This is a genomic window from Roseovarius salinarum (assembly GCF_002834145.1).
Taxonomy (GTDB): domain Bacteria; phylum Pseudomonadota; class Alphaproteobacteria; order Rhodobacterales; family Rhodobacteraceae; genus Roseovarius; species Roseovarius salinarum.
The window spans coordinates 57,522-72,833 of sequence record NZ_PHNT01000003.1 but is presented as its reverse complement, the minus strand read 5'-3'; the positions used below and the strand labels follow the sequence as shown (position 1 = coordinate 72,833).

Annotated in this window: 14 protein-coding genes; 4 read left to right on the top strand and 10 right to left on the bottom strand. The window is 65.7% G+C overall.

Going from position 1 to position 15,312, the window contains the following annotated elements; translation table 11 throughout:
* Positions 1 to 45 precede the first annotated feature (45 nt).
* Positions 46 to 2,754, bottom strand: a complete 2,709-nt coding sequence (gene secA, locus CEF10_RS04660) for a preprotein translocase subunit SecA (protein ID WP_101066838.1) — start codon at positions 2,752 to 2,754, stop codon at positions 46 to 48.
* 185 nt (positions 2,755 to 2,939) lie between these two features.
* Between secA and CEF10_RS04655 the strand changes: the two genes are divergently transcribed.
* Genes CEF10_RS04655 through mutT form a run of 3 tightly spaced genes read left to right on the top strand, consistent with a single transcriptional unit; the run spans position 2,940 to position 5,424 of the window.
* Positions 2,940 to 3,797, top strand: coding sequence for a peptidylprolyl isomerase (locus CEF10_RS04655; protein WP_101066836.1), 858 nt, complete (start codon positions 2,940 to 2,942; stop codon positions 3,795 to 3,797).
* Positions 3,798 to 3,799: 2 nt separating this feature from the next.
* On the top strand, positions 3,800 to 5,029 hold the full coding sequence (gene argJ / locus CEF10_RS04650) for a bifunctional glutamate N-acetyltransferase/amino-acid acetyltransferase ArgJ (RefSeq protein WP_101066834.1): 1,230 nt from the start codon (positions 3,800 to 3,802) through the stop codon (positions 5,027 to 5,029).
* On the top strand, positions 5,026 to 5,424 hold the full coding sequence (gene mutT, locus CEF10_RS04645) for an 8-oxo-dGTP diphosphatase MutT (protein WP_101066832.1): 399 nt from the start codon (positions 5,026 to 5,028) through the stop codon (positions 5,422 to 5,424). The genes argJ and mutT overlap by 4 nt, the downstream gene beginning before the upstream one ends.
* A gap of 320 nt (positions 5,425 to 5,744) precedes the next feature.
* Here mutT and infB read toward each other — a convergent pair whose 3' ends face one another.
* The 5 genes from infB to pip all read right to left on the bottom strand — a co-directional run bounded on the left by infB (position 5,745) and on the right by pip (position 12,203).
* Positions 5,745 to 8,219 (bottom strand): translation initiation factor IF-2, encoded by a 2,475-nt coding sequence (gene infB / locus CEF10_RS04640; RefSeq protein WP_101066830.1) that lies wholly within the window; start codon positions 8,217 to 8,219, stop codon positions 5,745 to 5,747.
* Positions 8,216 to 8,848: an RNA-binding protein gene (locus tag CEF10_RS04635; protein ID WP_101066828.1), complete on the bottom strand. Its 633-nt coding sequence runs from the start codon at positions 8,846 to 8,848 to the stop codon at positions 8,216 to 8,218. Before CEF10_RS04635 ends, infB begins: the two co-directional genes overlap by 4 nt.
* Positions 8,849 to 8,871: 23 nt before the next feature.
* Positions 8,872 to 10,488, bottom strand: coding sequence for a transcription termination factor NusA (gene nusA, locus CEF10_RS04630; RefSeq protein ID WP_101066825.1), 1,617 nt, complete (start codon positions 10,486 to 10,488; stop codon positions 8,872 to 8,874).
* 3 nt (positions 10,489 to 10,491) lie between these two features.
* Positions 10,492 to 11,067: a ribosome maturation factor RimP gene (gene rimP / locus CEF10_RS04625; RefSeq protein WP_101066823.1), complete on the bottom strand. Its 576-nt coding sequence runs from the start codon at positions 11,065 to 11,067 to the stop codon at positions 10,492 to 10,494.
* A 164-nt stretch (positions 11,068 to 11,231) separates the two neighbouring features.
* Positions 11,232 to 12,203 (bottom strand): prolyl aminopeptidase, encoded by a 972-nt coding sequence (pip, locus tag CEF10_RS04620; protein WP_101066821.1) that lies wholly within the window; start codon positions 12,201 to 12,203, stop codon positions 11,232 to 11,234.
* A 47-nt stretch (positions 12,204 to 12,250) separates the two neighbouring features.
* Between pip and ubiG the strand changes: the two genes are divergently transcribed.
* Entirely contained in the window at positions 12,251 to 12,997 is a 747-nt protein-coding gene (ubiG, locus tag CEF10_RS04615) for a bifunctional 2-polyprenyl-6-hydroxyphenol methylase/3-demethylubiquinol 3-O-methyltransferase UbiG (RefSeq protein WP_101066819.1), read from the top strand.
* A 4-nt stretch (positions 12,998 to 13,001) separates the two neighbouring features.
* Here the strand turns inward: ubiG and CEF10_RS04610 are convergent, their stop codons facing one another.
* The 4 genes from CEF10_RS04610 to CEF10_RS04595 are packed head-to-tail and all read right to left on the bottom strand — an operon-like array spanning position 13,002 to position 15,305.
* The gene (locus CEF10_RS04610) at positions 13,002 to 13,448 is read right to left on the bottom strand and encodes a MarR family winged helix-turn-helix transcriptional regulator (protein WP_101066817.1); all 447 of its coding nucleotides are present in this window, start codon (positions 13,446 to 13,448) and stop codon (positions 13,002 to 13,004) included.
* Positions 13,445 to 14,278, bottom strand: a complete 834-nt coding sequence (locus CEF10_RS04605; protein ID WP_101066815.1) for a carbon-nitrogen hydrolase family protein — start codon at positions 14,276 to 14,278, stop codon at positions 13,445 to 13,447. Before CEF10_RS04605 ends, CEF10_RS04610 begins: the two co-directional genes overlap by 4 nt.
* A gap of 5 nt (positions 14,279 to 14,283) precedes the next feature.
* Entirely contained in the window at positions 14,284 to 14,541 is a 258-nt protein-coding gene (gene grxC, locus CEF10_RS04600; RefSeq protein ID WP_101066813.1) for a glutaredoxin 3, read from the bottom strand.
* Between the two features lie 35 nt (positions 14,542 to 14,576).
* Positions 14,577 to 15,305, bottom strand: coding sequence for a double zinc ribbon domain-containing protein (locus CEF10_RS04595; protein WP_101066811.1), 729 nt, complete (start codon positions 15,303 to 15,305; stop codon positions 14,577 to 14,579).
* Positions 15,306 to 15,312: the final 7 nt, after the last annotated feature.

Below are 15,312 nucleotides of genomic sequence, written 5' to 3'. Positions count from 1 at the left end.
TGGCAGCGGCGCGGCACAATTCGGCAAACCTGTCCGCCGCAGGTGTCAGCCCAGTCGCCCGTGACAGTGCTTGAACTTCTTTCCCGACCCGCAGGGACACGGCTGGTTGCGGCCCGGGTTGCCCCAGGTCGAACGATCGGACTCGTCGAAGGCGTTGTCCCCGTCGGCCGAGGTTTCGGCAATGATCTGGCCTTCCTTTTCGGGTTCGGCGGCCTTGGCCATCGCGTCGCGCTGCTGCTCCATCTCCTGCAGCATCTGCTGTTGCTCCTCGTCCGTCATCGGACGGATCTGTGCGAGCTTCTGGGTCACGTCCTGCCGCAGGCTGTCGAGCATTCCCTCGAAAAGCTGGAATGCTTCGGTCTTGTATTCGTTGAGCGGGTCGCGCTGGGCATAGCCGCGGAAGCCGACGACGCTGCGCAGGTGCTCGAGCGTAAGCAGGTGTTCGCGCCACTTCGTGTCGATGGTTTGCAGAAGCACCTGTTTCTCGATGGCGCGCATGTTCTCGGCACCGAACTGGGCGGTCTTTTGCGCCATCATGTCGTCGGCGGCGTCCTCGAGGCGTTCGGTGACCGTATCGTCGTCGACGCCTTCCTCGTCACCCCATTCCACGATGGGCAACTCCATGTTCAGGCTCTCGCGCACCGCGTCGCGAAGGCCCTCCATGTCCCACTGGTCGGCGAAGGTCTTGGGCGGCATGTGGGTTTCCACGAGGTCGTCGATGACCTGGCTGCGCATGTCGCGCACGATCTCCGACAGGTCCTCGGCCTTCATGATGTCCAGCCGCTGGTTGAAGATGACCTTCCGCTGCTCGTTCATCACGTCGTCGAACTTGAGAAGCTGCTTGCGGATGTCGAAGTTGCGCCCCTCGACCTTGGCCTGGGCGCGTTCGAGCGACTTGTTCACCCACGGGTGGATGATCGCCTCTCCCTCCTTCATGCCGAGCCCCGAAAGCACCTTCTCGAGCCTGTCCGAGCCGAAGATGCGCATCAGGTCATCCTCGAGGCTGAGGAAGAAGGCCGAGCGCCCGGGGTCGCCCTGGCGGCCCGAACGGCCGCGCAACTGGTTGTCGATCCGGCGGCTCTCGTGCCGCTCGGTGCCCAGCACGAAAAGGCCGCCGGCCTCAAGCACCTTCTTCTTCTCGTCGGCGTGCTCGGCCTCGATCCGGTTGCGGATTTCCTCGGGGTCGGCGTCGGGGTTGGCGTCCAGCGCCTCCATCACCTTCAGCTCGACGTTTCCGCCCAGCTGGATGTCGGTCCCGCGGCCGGCCATGTTGGTGGCGATCGTCACGGCCCCCAGCTTGCCGGCCTCGGCAATGATCTGTGCTTCCTTCTCGTGCTGCCGCGCGTTGAGCACGTTGTGCTTGATCCCCGCTTCGTCGAGCAGGCGGCTGAGCATCTCGGACTTGTCGATCGACGTCGTGCCGACAAGGATCGGCTGGCCCTTCTCGTGCGCCTTCTTGATCGATTCGACGATCGCCGCGAACTTGTCCTCGGCCGTGCGGTACACGGCGTCGTCCTCGTCGACGCGGGCGATCGGCATGTGCGTGGGCACCTCCACCACGCCCAGCCCATAGATCTCGGCGAATTCCTCGGCCTCGGTGGCGGCGGTGCCGGTCATGCCCGACAGCTTGTCGTAAAGCCGGAAGTAGTTCTGGAAGGTCACCTGGGCGAGTGTGACGTTCTCGGGTTGGATCTTGCAGCCTTCCTTGGCCTCGATGGCCTGGTGCAGGCCGTCGGACAGGCGACGCCCCGGCATCATGCGGCCGGTGAACTCGTCGATCAGCACGACCTCGCCGCCGCGCACGATGTAATCCTTGTCGCGCGTGAACAGCTTGTGCGCGCGAAGCCCCTGGTTGACGTGGTGGACGACCGTGGTGCTTTCAGGGTCATAGAGCGACTGGCCCTCGGGAAGAAGCTCGTTCTGTTGCAGAAGCTGTTCGAGGAACTCGTTGCCCTCGTCGGTGAAGGTGACGTTCCGCGTCTTCTCGTCGATGGTGTAGTGATCCTCGGACAGCTCGGGGATCAGCGCGTCTATCGTGGTGTAGAGTTCGCTGCGGTCCTGCGCCGGTCCGGAAATGATGAGCGGCGTGCGCGCCTCGTCGATCAGGATGCTGTCCACCTCGTCGACGATGGCGAAGTGATGCCCGCGCTGGTTCATCTCTTCCAGCGTCGACTTCATGTTGTCGCGCAGGTAGTCGAAGCCCAGCTCGTTGTTGGTGGCATAGGTGATGTCGGCCCCATAGGCCGATTTCTTCTCGTCCTCGGGCTGCTGCGGGTAAACCACGCCGGTGGTCATGCCCAACGCGCCATAGACCTTGCCCATCCACTCGGCGTCGCGCTTGGCGAGGTAATCGTTGACCGTGACGATATGCACGCCTTTGCCTGTCAGCGCATTGAGATAGGCCGGGAAGGTCGCGACCAGGGTCTTGCCCTCGCCGGTCTTCATCTCCGAAATGTTGCCCTGGTGCAGAAAGATGCCGCCCATGAGCTGCACGTCGAACGCCCGCAGACCCAGCGTGCGGCGCGCCGCCTCGCGGCAGTTCGCGAAGGCCTCGGGCAGAAGCACGTCGAGGCTTTCGCCATTGGCCAGGCGTTCCTTGAAGCTTTCGGTTTTCTGCTTCAGGCCGGCATCGTCGAGGGCCTCGTACTCCGGTTCAAGCGCATTGATCTTCGCGACCAGCGGGCGCGTCGCCTTGATCTTGCGGTCATTCTTCGTGCCGAAGACCTTCCTGGCGACATTTCCAATACCCAGCATGTTCCATCCGTTCCGGTGTTTCGCCTGTTCGTGAAAGGCAATCGCTTGCCCCGCAATACCTGCAGCCCTACAAGGGGCGCGGGCCGGCCCTGTCGTGATGCCTTCGCGATGTAAGGGGCCGCCGAGACAGTGTCAACGTCACGCGCCGCGCGACGCTCCAAGCAGGAAACGCAAAGGAACACGCAATGCTCAATCGCCTCAAACGCCTCTCGGCCATCTCGCTGCTCGCGGTCGCGCCGCTCGGCCTGCCCGCCGCGGCCGAGGATGCCCCCACGGCCGAAACCGTGGTGGCGACCGTGGACGGCACCGAGATCACGCTGGGGCACATGATCTCTCTGCGCACCAGCCTGCCGCAGCAATACGCCCAGTTGCCCGCGAAGGTCCTGTTCAACGGCATACTGGACCAGCTGGTGCAACAGACCGTCCTGGCGCAATCGACGGACGGCGAGATCTCGAAGCGCGCGCAGATCCGTATCGAGAACGAGCGCCGCGCCATCATCGCCGGCGACGCCCTGGAAGACGTCGTCGCCGAAGCCACGGACGAGGAAGCCGTCGCGGCCGCCTTCGAGGAAAAGTACGCCGACGCGGAACCCGAGCGCGAGTACAAGGCCGCGCATATCCTCGTCGAATCCGAGGACGAGGCGAAGGCGATCGCCGAGGACCTGGCCGGCGGCGCCGATTTCGCCGAGCTGGCGCGCGAGAAATCGACCGGCCCGTCGGGGTCCAACGGCGGCGATCTGGGCTGGTTCAGCCAGGGCATGATGGTCGAATCCTTCGAGGAAGCCGCGATGGCGCTTGAACCCGGCGAAGTGTCCGACCCGGTGAAGACCCAGTTCGGCTGGCACGTCATCCGCCTGGACGACACGCGGATGAAGGACCTGCCGGAACTCGAGGAGGTGCGCGGCGAGATCGAGCAGGAACTGCGCGAGGCTGCGGTCGACGCACATGTCCAGAAGCTGACCGACGCGGCCGACGTCGACCGCCCGGAGGCGAACGCATTCGACCCGTCGTTGCTCAACCGCACCGAGCTTCTGGAGCAGTAAACATGGGCAAGCGCCCTATCGTCTCGCCGCTCGCCCCGGCGGCATTTCCCCGGATGCCGAAGGTTGGCGGCGTGACCCTTGCGACGGCGGAGGCCGGCGTGCGCTACCACGGCCGACCCGATGTCATGCTGGCGAAGCTGTCGCCGGGAACGGCAGTGGCGGGGGTGTTCACGCGCTCGGCGACCCGTGCCGCCTCGGTGCTGGATTGCCAGGCCAAGATCGGCGGCGACAGCGCCGCCGGTGCCGCGATCATCGTCAACTCCGGCAATGCCAACGCCTTCACCGGGCGTGCGGGCGTGCAGGCGACGCAAGCCATCACCGGCGCGGTCGCCGATCAGCTCCGGCTTCCGGGCGAGCGCGTCTTTTCCAGCGCGACCGGCGTGATCGGCGAGGCGCTGCCGTACGAGAGGATCACGGGAAAGGTGGGAGAGCTGGCCGCTGCGCTGGCACCCGGCGGCATGGAAGAGGCCGCCCGCGCGATCACGACAACGGACACTTTTCCGAAGGGGGCGACCACCACCGTCACGGTGGACGGTCAGACGGTGCATATCGCCGGGATCGCGAAGGGCTCGGGCATGATCGCGCCGGATATGGCGACCATGCTGGTCTACATCTTCACCGACGCGGTGATCGAACAGCCGCAGCTTCAGTCGATGGTTTCCGTGCTCAACGCGTCGACCTTCAACTGCATCACCGTGGACAGCGACACCTCGACCTCCGACACCCTGCTGGTGGCCGCGACCGGGGCGTCGGGGATTCGGGTAACGGACAACAGTCTGGCCTTCATGGAGGGTTTGCGCCGCGTCATGCTCGACCTCGCCCATCAGGTCGTGCGCGACGGTGAGGGTGCGACCAAGTTCATCGAGGTCTCGGTTACCGGCGCGGCCAGCGATGACGACGCGCACCGCCACGCCATGGCGATCGCCAATTCGCCGCTGGTCAAGACGGCGATCGCCGGGCAAGACCCGAACTGGGGCCGTATCGTTATGGCGGTTGGCAAGTCCGGTGCCCGCGCCGACCGGGATTCGCTGGCGATCTGGTTCGGCGACCAGCTCGTGGCATGTGATGGACAGGTCAGCCCTGATTATAAGGAAACCGAGGCAGCAGCCTACATGAAGAACAGTGAAATCACGATTCACGTGGACCTTGCCCTTGGTGGCGGCACGGCGCTGGTCTGGACCTGCGATCTTACCCACGGTTACATCGATATCAACGCCGATTACCGCTCATGAAGATCGTTCTCGTGTCGGCCGTGGCGCTGATCGATCCCGAAGGCCGGATCCTTCTCACCCGGCGTCCCGAGGGCAAGACAATGGCCGGCCTCTGGGAATTTCCCGGCGGCAAGGTGGACCCCGGTGAGACGCCCGAAGCGGCGCTGATCCGCGAACTGCATGAAGAGCTGGGGATCGAAACCTGGGACAGCTGCCTCGCGCCGCTGAGTTTCGCCAGCCATGCCTACGAGGATTTCCACCTGTTGATGCCGCTTTTCGCCTGCCGCAAGTGGCAGGGCACGGCGCAGCCGCGCGAGGGGCAGGCGCTCAAATGGGTGCGCGTCGCCGATCTGCGATCCTACCCGATGCCGCCGGCCGACCTGCCGCTCATCCCTGTTCTGCGCGACTGGTTGTGACTGCCTTCGCGCTGTGTCCCGTTCCCATGACGAAAAGGTTACCCGCCGGTTAGTCGAATTTTTACCAAGACTACCTATCTCTGGAACAGGAGAGAGATGCGGGAGAACGACCGATGCTTCGAACAATAACGCTCGGCAGCTGTGTCTCGGTGCAGGGCGAATTCGTCCGCACCCTTCCGGATGGCCGGATCCAGGTGCGGGTGGGTCCGCGCGTGTATGCCGGCCGCCCGGTCGCCAAAGCTGCCTGAACCGACCCCACAAGATGAAAGGGGCGACCCGACGGGCCGCCCCTTTCGCATTCCCGAAAAACCGATACCAGATCATTCGAGCGTACGCGTGACCTCTTCGCGCTCGAAGATCTCGATCACGTCGCCCTTGCGGATGTCTTCGTAGTTCTCGAACGCCATGCCGCATTCCTGACCGGACTGAACCTCGGTTACCTCGTCCTTGAAGCGCTTGAGCGTCTTCAGCGTGCCCTCGTGGACCACGACGTCGTCCCGCAGCAGGCGCACACCGGCCGAGCGCCGCGCGATCCCTTCGGTGACCAGGCAGCCGGCGACCTTGCCGACGCCGGAGACCTTGAAGACCTCCCTGATCTCCGCATAGCCGATGAACTTCTCGCGGATCTCCGCGCCCAGCAGACCGCTGGCGGCCGCCTTCACGTCGTCGACCAGGTCGTAGATGACCGAGTAATATCGGATCTCGACCCCCTTCTGGTTGGCACTCCTGCGGGCCGGGGCGTTGGCGCGGACGTTGAAGCCGAACACCGGGGCGCCCGAGGCTTCGGCAAGGCCGATATCCGATTCCGTGATCGCACCCACGCCGGAGTGAAGCACGCGCACGCGCACCTCATCGTTGCCGATCTTCTCCATCGCCTGCACGATCGCCTCGGCCGAGCCCTGGACGTCGGCCTTCACCACGATGGGGAACTCGGCCACGTTCTCGTTCTCCTTGGCCTGCGACATGAGCTGTTCCAGCGTTGTCGCGGCGCCGGCGGCGGCACGCTTGTCCTTGGCGGCCTCCTGGCGGTATTCGGCGATCTCGCGCGCCTGCGCCTCGGTCTCGACGACGTTGAGCACGTCGCCCGCCTCGGGCGTGCCGTTGAGACCCAGAACCTCGACAGGCACGGACGGGCCGGCCTCCTCGACGCGTTCACCGCGGTCGTTCATCAGGGCGCGGACCTTGCCCCACTGTTCGCCCACGACAAAGATGTCACCGCGCTTCAGCGTGCCCTTCTGCACCAGGACGGTGGCCACCGGGCCGCGGCCCACGTCCAGCTGCGCCTCGATCACGGCCCCTTCGGCAACGCGGTCCGGGTTGGCCTTGAGTTCAAGGATCTCTGCCTGCAACGCGATCGATTCCAGAAGCTCGTCGAGACCCTGTCCCGACTGGGCCGAAACCTCGACATCCTGAACGTCGCCGGACATCGATTCGACCACGACCTCGTGCTGCAACAGGTCGGTGCGCACCTTGTCGGGGTTCGCTTCGGGCTTGTCGCACTTGTTGATGGCGATGATCATCGGCACTTCGGCCGCCTTGGCGTGGTTGATGGCCTCCACCGTCTGCGGCATCACGGCGTCATCGGCCGCGACGACCAGCACCACGATGTCGGTGACCTGCGCGCCCCGTGCGCGCATCGACGTGAAGGCGGCGTGCCCCGGCGTGTCGAGGAAGGTCAGCGTGGACCCGCCATCGGTCTCTACCTGATAGGCGCCGATATGCTGGGTGATGCCGCCGGCTTCGCCCGACACGACCTTGGCATTGCGGACCGCGTCCAGAAGCGAGGTCTTGCCGTGGTCGACGTGGCCCATCACGGTGATGACGGGCGGACGCGGCTTCATGTCCTCGGGGTTGTCCTCGACCTGGTCGATGACCTCCTCGACGTCCGCGTCGGAGACACGCACGACCTTGTGGCCGAATTCCTCGATGATGAGTTCGGCCGTGTCGGCGTCGATCGATTGGTTCTGCGTGACCATCATGCCGTTCTGCATCAGCGCCTTGACGACGTCGCCGACGCGTTCGGCCATGCGGTTGGCGAGTTCGGACACGACGATCGTTTCCGGAAGTTGCACCTCGCGCACGATCTTCTCACGCTCGGCGGATCCGCCCATCGCCTTTTGCCGCGCGCGCTCCTGCTTCCGCTTCATCGCGGCCAGCGATTTCTGCCGGCCGCCCTCGCCGCCGGACAGCGCCTGGTTCAGGGTCAGCTTGCCCGAACGGCGACCGTCGCCACCCTTTCCCTTGCCTTTGCCGCGGTTCTGGTCGCGCTCCTTCTCCTGCTTGCGCGCGGGCGCCGGCTTGGTCGGGGCGGGTTTCTGGGTTTCGGATTGCTGCGGTTCCTGCGCGGAGGCTTCGGCCTCGCGCTTGCGGCGCTCTTCTTCCTCGGCCTTGGCTTTTGCACGTTCCTCGGCCTCGCGCTGCTCGCGTTCGCGCGCCTCGGCCTCTTCGCGGCGGCGCTGGCGCTCCTGCTCGCGCTGGCGCTCTTCCTCGGCGCGACGCTCGGCTTCCTCGGCCTCGCGGGCCTTGGCGGCCTGGAGCGCCTTCATCCGGCGCTCCATCTCGGCATCCGAGATCCCGGCCGGGCGCTTCGACGAGTCCGACGACGACGCCGCGGATTTGCCCTGCGACGCCTGTCCCTGGCCCTGCCCCGTACCGGGCTTGGGCTTGACGACACGCTTGCGCTTGGTCTCCACCACGACGTTCTTGGTCCGCCCGTGGCTGAAGCTCTGCTTCACGTTCCCCGAGCGAGGACCGCCACGCACACCCAAAGTCTTCTTTCCGTCGTTGTCGCTCATCTGGTTCTACTTCCTTTCCGGCGGGTCGTCCCGCCGTCCGAGACGCGCAGGCCTTGCAACCTTGCCGCCTCCTCTACAACACGTTGGGCCAAACCGCCAGCACCCAGTGCCGCATGCACCGCGGTGGTCCGCCCGAAGGCCCGGCCGAGCTCCGCTGCCGTCAGCCAACCGATGAAACGGCCCCGGTACGGCGTGCTCAGCTTCGATTTTCCCCGCGCCGATCCGTCCGAGGCCTGAATCAGCACCTGCGCCGCGTCCGTATCGAGGAAGGCCTTGACCTTCTCGTAGCCGGCGACGGCCTCGCCGCTCTTGCGCGCGAGGCTGATCAACTCGACGACGCGCCGCGCGAGCTGCGCCTCGACCCGGTCGGCCAGGTCGGCGGGCGCCTCGACCTTCTGGCGCGCCGCCCGCGCGAACAGGCCCTTGGTCACCGCCCGATCGATCGCGGCCCGGTCGGCCGAAACCCAGATTCCCCGCCCCGGCAGCTTCTCGGCGAGATCCGGGGCGATCCGGCCGTCGGGCGCAACGACGAACCGGATCAGCCCCGTCTTCGGCCGGGCATCGCCGGTGGCGATGCACTTGCGTTCGGGACCGGTACTGCGATCCTTCGTGCGGCCACCGCGGCTCATGCTATGACTCCCGGCGTCGGCGATCAGGCTTCAGCCTCCTCGGCGGTGGCTTCGCCGTCTTCCGCAGCCTCGGCCTCCAGCTCGGAGGGATCGACCCATCCCAGCATGACACGGGCCGACATCACAAGATCCTGGGCTTCCCGCAGCGAAACGTCGAAGGGTTCCAGGATCCCGTCATCCTTGACGCGCTCACCATCGACGGTCGTCCAGCCGCCGGCGAGTTCCCAGTCCGCGCAGGTCGCGAAATCTTCCAGCGTCTTGATGCCGTCCTCGGCCAGCGCCTGAATCATCTGGGGCGTCAGGCCCTCGAATTCAACCAGGCTGTCCTCGACCCCAAGTTCGCGCGCCGTCTCCAGCGCCTCGCGCGCCTGCGCCTCGAGCACGTCGCGCGCGCGGGCCTGGAGCTCGTTGGCGGTGTCCTCGTCGACACCGTCGATCACCAGCAGTTCGTCGAGGTCGACATAGGCGACCTCCTCGAGGTTGGTGAACCCTTCGGAGACCAGAAGCTGCGCAAAGAACTCGTCGAGGTCGAGCGTGTCCATGAACAGCTTCGTGCGCTCCTCGAACTCTTTCTGGCGCTTCTCGGAATCCTCGGTTTCGGTCATGATGTCGATGTCGAGACCGGTGAGCTGGCTGGCCAGGCGCACGTTCTGCCCGCGGCGCCCGATCGCCAGGCTGAGCTGATCGTCGGGGACGACGACCTCGATGCGCTCGGCCTCTTCGTCGAGCACCACCTTGGACACCTCGGCCGGCTGCAGCGCATTCACCAGGAACGTCGGCTGGTCCTCGTTCCACGGGATGATGTCGATCTTTTCGCCCTGAAGCTCGTTGACCACGGCCTGCACGCGGCTGCCGCGCATGCCCACGCAGGCGCCGACCGGATCTATGGAGCCGTCGTAGGAGACGACGCCGATCTTCGCGCGGCTGCCCGGGTCGCGCGCGACCGCCTTGATCTCGATGATGCCGTCGTAGATCTCGGGCACCTCCATCTTGAACAACTCGGCCATGAACTCCGGTGCGGTGCGGCTCAGGAAGATCTGCGGGCCGCGCGCCTCGCGCCGGACGTCCTTGATGTAGCAGCGGATACGGTCGTTCGGGCGATAGCTTTCGCGGCCGATCTTCTCGTTGCGACGCAGGATCGCCTCGCCGCGGCCGACGTCGACGATGACGTTGCCGTATTCCTCGCGCTTGACGACACCGTTGATGATCGTGCCGATGCGGTCCTTGAACTCCTCGTACTGGCGGTCGCGCTCGGCTTCGCGCACCTTCTGCAGGATGACCTGCTTGGCTGACTGCGCGGCGATCCTGCCCATGTCGACGGGGGGGACTTCCTCGACGTACTCGTCACCGACCTTCGGGTCGTCCATGTACTGCTTGGCCTGCTCGACCGTCATCTCGGCCTGGTGGTTTTCCAGCTCGTCGTCCTCGACGACGGTGCGCACGCGGGTGAAGGTCGCCCGGCCCGTCTTGCGGTCGATCGAGACGCGGATGTCCATCTCGGAGCCGTAGCGGCTCTTGGCGGCCCGGGCGAGGCTGTCCTCCATCGCCTCGACCACCAGCGCGGGGTCGATCATCTTTTCGCGCGCCACCGCCTCGGCGGTCTGCAGAAGTTCAAGCTGGTTGGCAGAGGTGATCGCCATTGTTCAGTCCTCCTGGGAACCGGGTTCCGTTTCTATGTCGTCGAATGCGTCTTCCCGCAGGGCCCCGGCCGCCTTGCGCTGGCGCAGCATTTCCTTGATCAGCTCATCGGTAAGCACGAGCTTGGCGTCGCTGAGCCAGTCGAACTGCAGCCCGATCGTGCCCTCTGCAACGTTGATCAGAACCTCCGGACCGTCAGTACCGGCCAGCACGCCCTTGAACCGCTTGCGTCCGTCGATCAGTTCGCTGGTCTCCAGCTTCGCCTCGTATCCTTCGAAGTCGTCGAAATCCTTCAGCCGCGTGAGCGGCCGGTCTATGCCGGGGCTGGAGACCTCCAGCGTGTAGGTGTCCTCGACCGGGTCCTCGACGTCGAGGACGGCGCTGACAGCATTCGAGATCTCCGCACAATCGTCCACCTCGATGCCGCCGCCGGGCTTCTCGGCCATGATCTGAAGCGTGTGCGTCTTGCCACCCTGCATCCGCACGCGAACGAGATCGAAACCCATGTCCTCGATCACCGGGGCGATGATCTCGGCCAGGCGGCGGTCGAGCGGGGTCTTGGCAACCAGGTCGTGGCTCATGATTCATCCGAACACAAAAAAACGGGCACGCGGCCCGTCATGTCTCACCGGTGGAGCGGCCGGTTTGGACCCGGTCGCGCCGCTGTTGTGCGTGATATACGCGTCGGGGCCCGAATCTGCAAGGGGCGGTGCGGCCGCATGCGAACAAAAACCTGTCTTTCTTCTCAGAGGCGGGACAACCGTTTCATCGCCTCGACAAGTTCGCGGCTGATGCCGGGTTCGGAAAGCGCGTGGCCCGCGACGGGAATCATCCGCAGGTCCGCCCCGGGCCACGACTGCGCCAACCGGTGGGCCGAGGCGGGCGGGCAGATCATGTCGTAGCGGCCCTGGACGATTGTCCCCGGCACATCGGCCAGCCTGTCCATCCGGCCGAGAATATGATCCTCCTCGTCGAGAAAGCCCGCGTTGATGAAGTAATGGTTTTCCAGCCGGGCGAAGGCTCGGGCGTAATCGGCCGGGCTGTCGCCGCCCACGCCGGTTGAATGCACCGTCGCCAGCGCGTTTTCCCAGGCCGACCAGGGCTTGGCAAAGGTGATCTCCTGCGCGCGGTCACCCGAGAACAGCCGCCGGTGATAGGCCGCGATCATGTCGCCACGCTCCGCCTCGGGGATCGGTTCCTGGAACCGCGCCCAGGTGTCCGGCCAGAACCTTGCAACACCGCCGCCGTAGAACCAGTCGAGCTCCGGTTGCGTCATCAGGAAGACGCCGCGCAGCACAAGATGCATGACCCGGTCGGGATGTTCCTGTCCATAGATCAGCGCCAGCGTCGCGCCCCAGCTGCCGCCGAACACGACCCACCTGTCGATGCCTAGGGTCTCGCGGATTTGCTCGATATCCGCCACGAGGTGCCAGGTGGTGTTGCCCGAGACCTCGGCATGTGGTTTCGACCGACCGCAACCGCGCTGGTCGAAAAGCACGATGCGATATATGTCGGGATCGAAATAGCGGCGCATCGCCGGGCTGCACCCGCCCCCCGGGCCGCCATGCAACACGACAACCGGGATGCCGTCGCGCCGTCCGCACTGCTCGACGTAGATCTGGTGGCCGTCGCCCACGTCCAGCATCCGCCGGTCGAACGGTTCCAGCGGCGCAAAGAGATACTGGACTGCGCTTTTTTGGCTCGGGAATTTGTCCATGACCGTCCTATATAGACTTGCGACCAGATGAGCACATGGAGAGCAGAATGCAAGCCGCCCAGAGCACCGTCGACTCCGCGGAAATCGCCAAGTTCGAGGCCATGGCCGCCGAGTGGTGGGACCCGAATGGCAAGTTCAAGCCGCTGCACATGCTCAACCCCTGCCGGTTGGATTACATCACGGGACAGATCGCGGCCGAGTTCGATCGCGACCTTTCCGCGCAAGACCCCTTCAAGGGGCTGCGGATTCTGGACATCGGCTGCGGCGGCGGGCTGCTTTGCGAACCGATGGCCCGTCTGGGTGCCACCGTTGTGGGCGTCGATGCGGCCGAGCGCAACATTCCCGTTGCCCAGCTTCACGCGGAACAGTCCGGGCTGAAGATCGACTACCGCCACACGACCGCCGAGGCGCTGGTCGAGACCGGGGAACGGTTCGACGTGGTCCTCAACATGGAGGTGGTCGAGCACGTCGCGGACCCGGCGGCCTACCTTGCCGCCTGCCGCGCGCTCCTGAACCCGGGCGGTCTGCACATCTGCTCGACGATCAACCGCAATGCAAAGAGCTACGCCATGGCCATCGTGGGCGCGGAATACGTGATGCGCTGGCTGCCCAAGGGCACCCACGAATGGCGCAAGTTCATCACCCCCGACGAGCTTTACGCGCTGCTCGAAGGCGCGGGGCTGGAGCCCGTCGACCGCAAGGGCTTCGTCTTCAACCCCGCCAGGTGGTCCTGGTCGTTGTCTGCCCGCGATCTCAGCGTGAATTACGTCACCACGAGCGTCCGGCCCGCGTGACGCCTCAGCGGTCGTCTTCCAGCTTCGCGCGCAGTTCGCGCAGCACTGGAAGCGCGGCCCGCACCTTGGCCGCGCCCAGTTCGCCGACCATCTCGGTGATCACCGGCGTGATCGCCGAGATCGCCGAATCACGCGCCTGGCGTCCCGCCGGGCTGATCGCGACCTTCTTGCGGCGCGCATCGTCCCAGTCGGGGCGGATGTGGACATACCCTGCCCATTCCAGCTTGCCCAGCGTGTTGGTCATGGCGCCGCGGGTGACATGGAAACTGCGCGCCAGTTGCGCGGGCGAGCGTTCCTCTCCCGAGTGTGCCAGGTGGTTGAGCACCGAGAAATGCGAAATCTCCATGCCCTTCGGCAGGACCCGACTCAGCCGGCTTCGGATCATCTGATCGTTGGTCAGGATCTCGCTGAACAGCGCGACAGCCAGGGCATTGTGGGTTTCGTCATTCATTCCGGGCCATCGAATTCCGGGTTGCTGTTCAGTGACGGCACGCGCCGGCGGGCATCCTCGACCGCTGCCATGTCCAGATCGACATGGGCAAGCCCAGGACCCGTGCCGGCATCCGCCAGAATCTCGCCCCACGGCGAGACGGCCAGAGCATGGCCCCACGTCTCGCGCTGCCGCCCGCGTGTTGCAGGATGCGTGCCGGTCTGCGCCGGCGCAAGGACGAAACACCCGGTCTCGATCGCGCGCGCCCGCAAGAGCGGCGCCCAGTGCATCGCCCCCGTGACCGGCGAAAACGCCGAGGGCACCGTAAGCACCTGCGCCCCGGCCTGCGCGAGGCGCCGGTAAAGGTGGGGAAAGCGGACATCATAGCAAACCGTCAATCCGATTCGGGCGAACGGCGTCTGTGCCAGCACGGCGCGCGTGCCGGGACGGTAGGCCCGCGATTCGCGATAGGTTTCCGTTTCGGTCACGGCAACGTCGAACATGTGGATCTTGTCGTAGCGGGCGGCGACCGCGCCGTCGGGACCGACCAGAACAGACCGGTTGGCATATCGACCGTCCGGGTCTTGGGTCTTTACCGCGACGGAGCCGGCCAGAAGCCAGATCCCCAGCCGCGCGGCCTGGTCCCGCAGGGCGTTCAGAACAGGATCATCCCTTTCGTGGACAAGTACCGCCTCCTGCCGGGTCCGGCTGCCGGAAATGCAATTCGACACCTCCGGTGTCAGCACGAAACCCGCCCCGGCGGCTGCCGCGTCATCGATCATCGGCCCCAGCCGCGCGAGATTGTCGGCCGGGTCGTCGCTGCCGGTGAACTGGACGAGGGCCGTGCGCATTCCCGTTACCCTTCGAGCAACGGGTCGAGCTTGCCGGACCGATCGAGCGCATAAAGCTCGTCACACCCGCCAACGTGGCGTCCACCCACGAAGATCTGCGGCACCGTGCGCTTGCCGCCCGCACGTTCGATCATTTCGGGCTTGCGCGCGGGATTCGTCAGGACGTTGATTTCTTCGAAGCTCACGCCCTTTTTCTTCAGCAGCCGCTTGGCCGCGATGCAGAACCCGCAGAAGGGAGAGGTGTAGATCTCGACCTGTTGCATGTGGCGTTCGTTCCTCGTGTCCGGATGCGGCCAACCTAGTCATCCTTCACGACACGCGCCAGAGTCAGGATACGAACATCCGTCGCACCCCTGGCCAACAAGGCCTGCGCGGCAGCCGACAGGGTCGCGCCCGAGGTCATCACGTCGTCTACCAGAAGAACGGGTCGGCCACCGACACGATCCGCCCGGCGCCGGTGCACCGCGATGGCCCCCGTCAGCGTCTCGTGGCGTGCCGCCACGCCAAGCCCGTCCAGCTTGGCCGTGCGCCGGTGCCGCACCAGCAGATCGGGGCACCAGGGGCACCGCGTGCGCCGTGCGACTGCCGCCCCCAGAAGCGCCGCCTGGTTGAACCGCCGACGCATCATCCGCGACCAGTGCAGCGGCACCGGCGCGACGATCATGCCGTCTGCCAGAAGCGGCTTTGCGGCCTGCGCCATCCAAAGGCTTGCCGGCCGCACGATATCGTGCCGGTCGCCATGCTTCAGCGCGAGGACGATCCGGCGTCCGTTGTCGCGGTAGATCAACGCGGCACGCCCGCGTGACCACGGCAGGGCGTTGGCAAGGCATGCATCGCACAGTTCGCGCTCCACCCCGGGCTCACCGGGCAGCGGGCAGCCGCAGGCGTCGCAGGTCAGCCCGGCAATGAAGGGGGTGTCGCGCCAGCAGGGGCCGCAAAGCCCGAAGTCACTGTCGACCTGCGCGCCGCACAGAAGGCAACGCGGCGGGAAAACCAGCCGCAGCGCGGTTTGAAATGCTTCCGTCATCGCCTAT

What these genes read in the sequence shown, in the direction of transcription:
- CEF10_RS04595 (WP_101066811.1), bottom strand. Translation starts at nt 15,305, where the DNA reads ATGACGGAAGCATTTCAAACCGCGCTGCGGCTGGTTTTCCCGCCGCGT.
- infB (WP_101066830.1), bottom strand. Translation starts at nt 8,219, where the DNA reads ATGAGCGACAACGACGGAAAGAAGACTTTGGGTGTGCGTGGCGGTCCT.
- grxC (WP_101066813.1), bottom strand. Translation starts at nt 14,541, where the DNA reads ATGCAACAGGTCGAGATCTACACCTCTCCCTTCTGCGGGTTCTGCATC.
- argJ (WP_101066834.1), top strand. Translation starts at nt 3,800, where the DNA reads ATGGGCAAGCGCCCTATCGTCTCGCCGCTCGCCCCGGCGGCATTTCCC.
- pip (WP_101066821.1), bottom strand. Translation starts at nt 12,203, where the DNA reads ATGGACAAATTCCCGAGCCAAAAAAGCGCAGTCCAGTATCTCTTTGCG.
- CEF10_RS04655 (WP_101066836.1), top strand. Translation starts at nt 2,940, where the DNA reads ATGCTCAATCGCCTCAAACGCCTCTCGGCCATCTCGCTGCTCGCGGTC.
- CEF10_RS04635 (WP_101066828.1), bottom strand. Translation starts at nt 8,848, where the DNA reads ATGAGCCGCGGTGGCCGCACGAAGGATCGCAGTACCGGTCCCGAACGC.
- CEF10_RS04605 (WP_101066815.1), bottom strand. Translation starts at nt 14,278, where the DNA reads ATGCGCACGGCCCTCGTCCAGTTCACCGGCAGCGACGACCCGGCCGAC.
- rimP (WP_101066823.1), bottom strand. Translation starts at nt 11,067, where the DNA reads ATGAGCCACGACCTGGTTGCCAAGACCCCGCTCGACCGCCGCCTGGCC.
- mutT (WP_101066832.1), top strand. Translation starts at nt 5,026, where the DNA reads ATGAAGATCGTTCTCGTGTCGGCCGTGGCGCTGATCGATCCCGAAGGC.
- nusA (WP_101066825.1), bottom strand. Translation starts at nt 10,488, where the DNA reads ATGGCGATCACCTCTGCCAACCAGCTTGAACTTCTGCAGACCGCCGAG.
- ubiG (WP_101066819.1), top strand. Translation starts at nt 12,251, where the DNA reads ATGCAAGCCGCCCAGAGCACCGTCGACTCCGCGGAAATCGCCAAGTTC.
- secA (WP_101066838.1), bottom strand. Translation starts at nt 2,754, where the DNA reads ATGCTGGGTATTGGAAATGTCGCCAGGAAGGTCTTCGGCACGAAGAAT.
- CEF10_RS04610 (WP_101066817.1), bottom strand. Translation starts at nt 13,448, where the DNA reads ATGAATGACGAAACCCACAATGCCCTGGCTGTCGCGCTGTTCAGCGAG.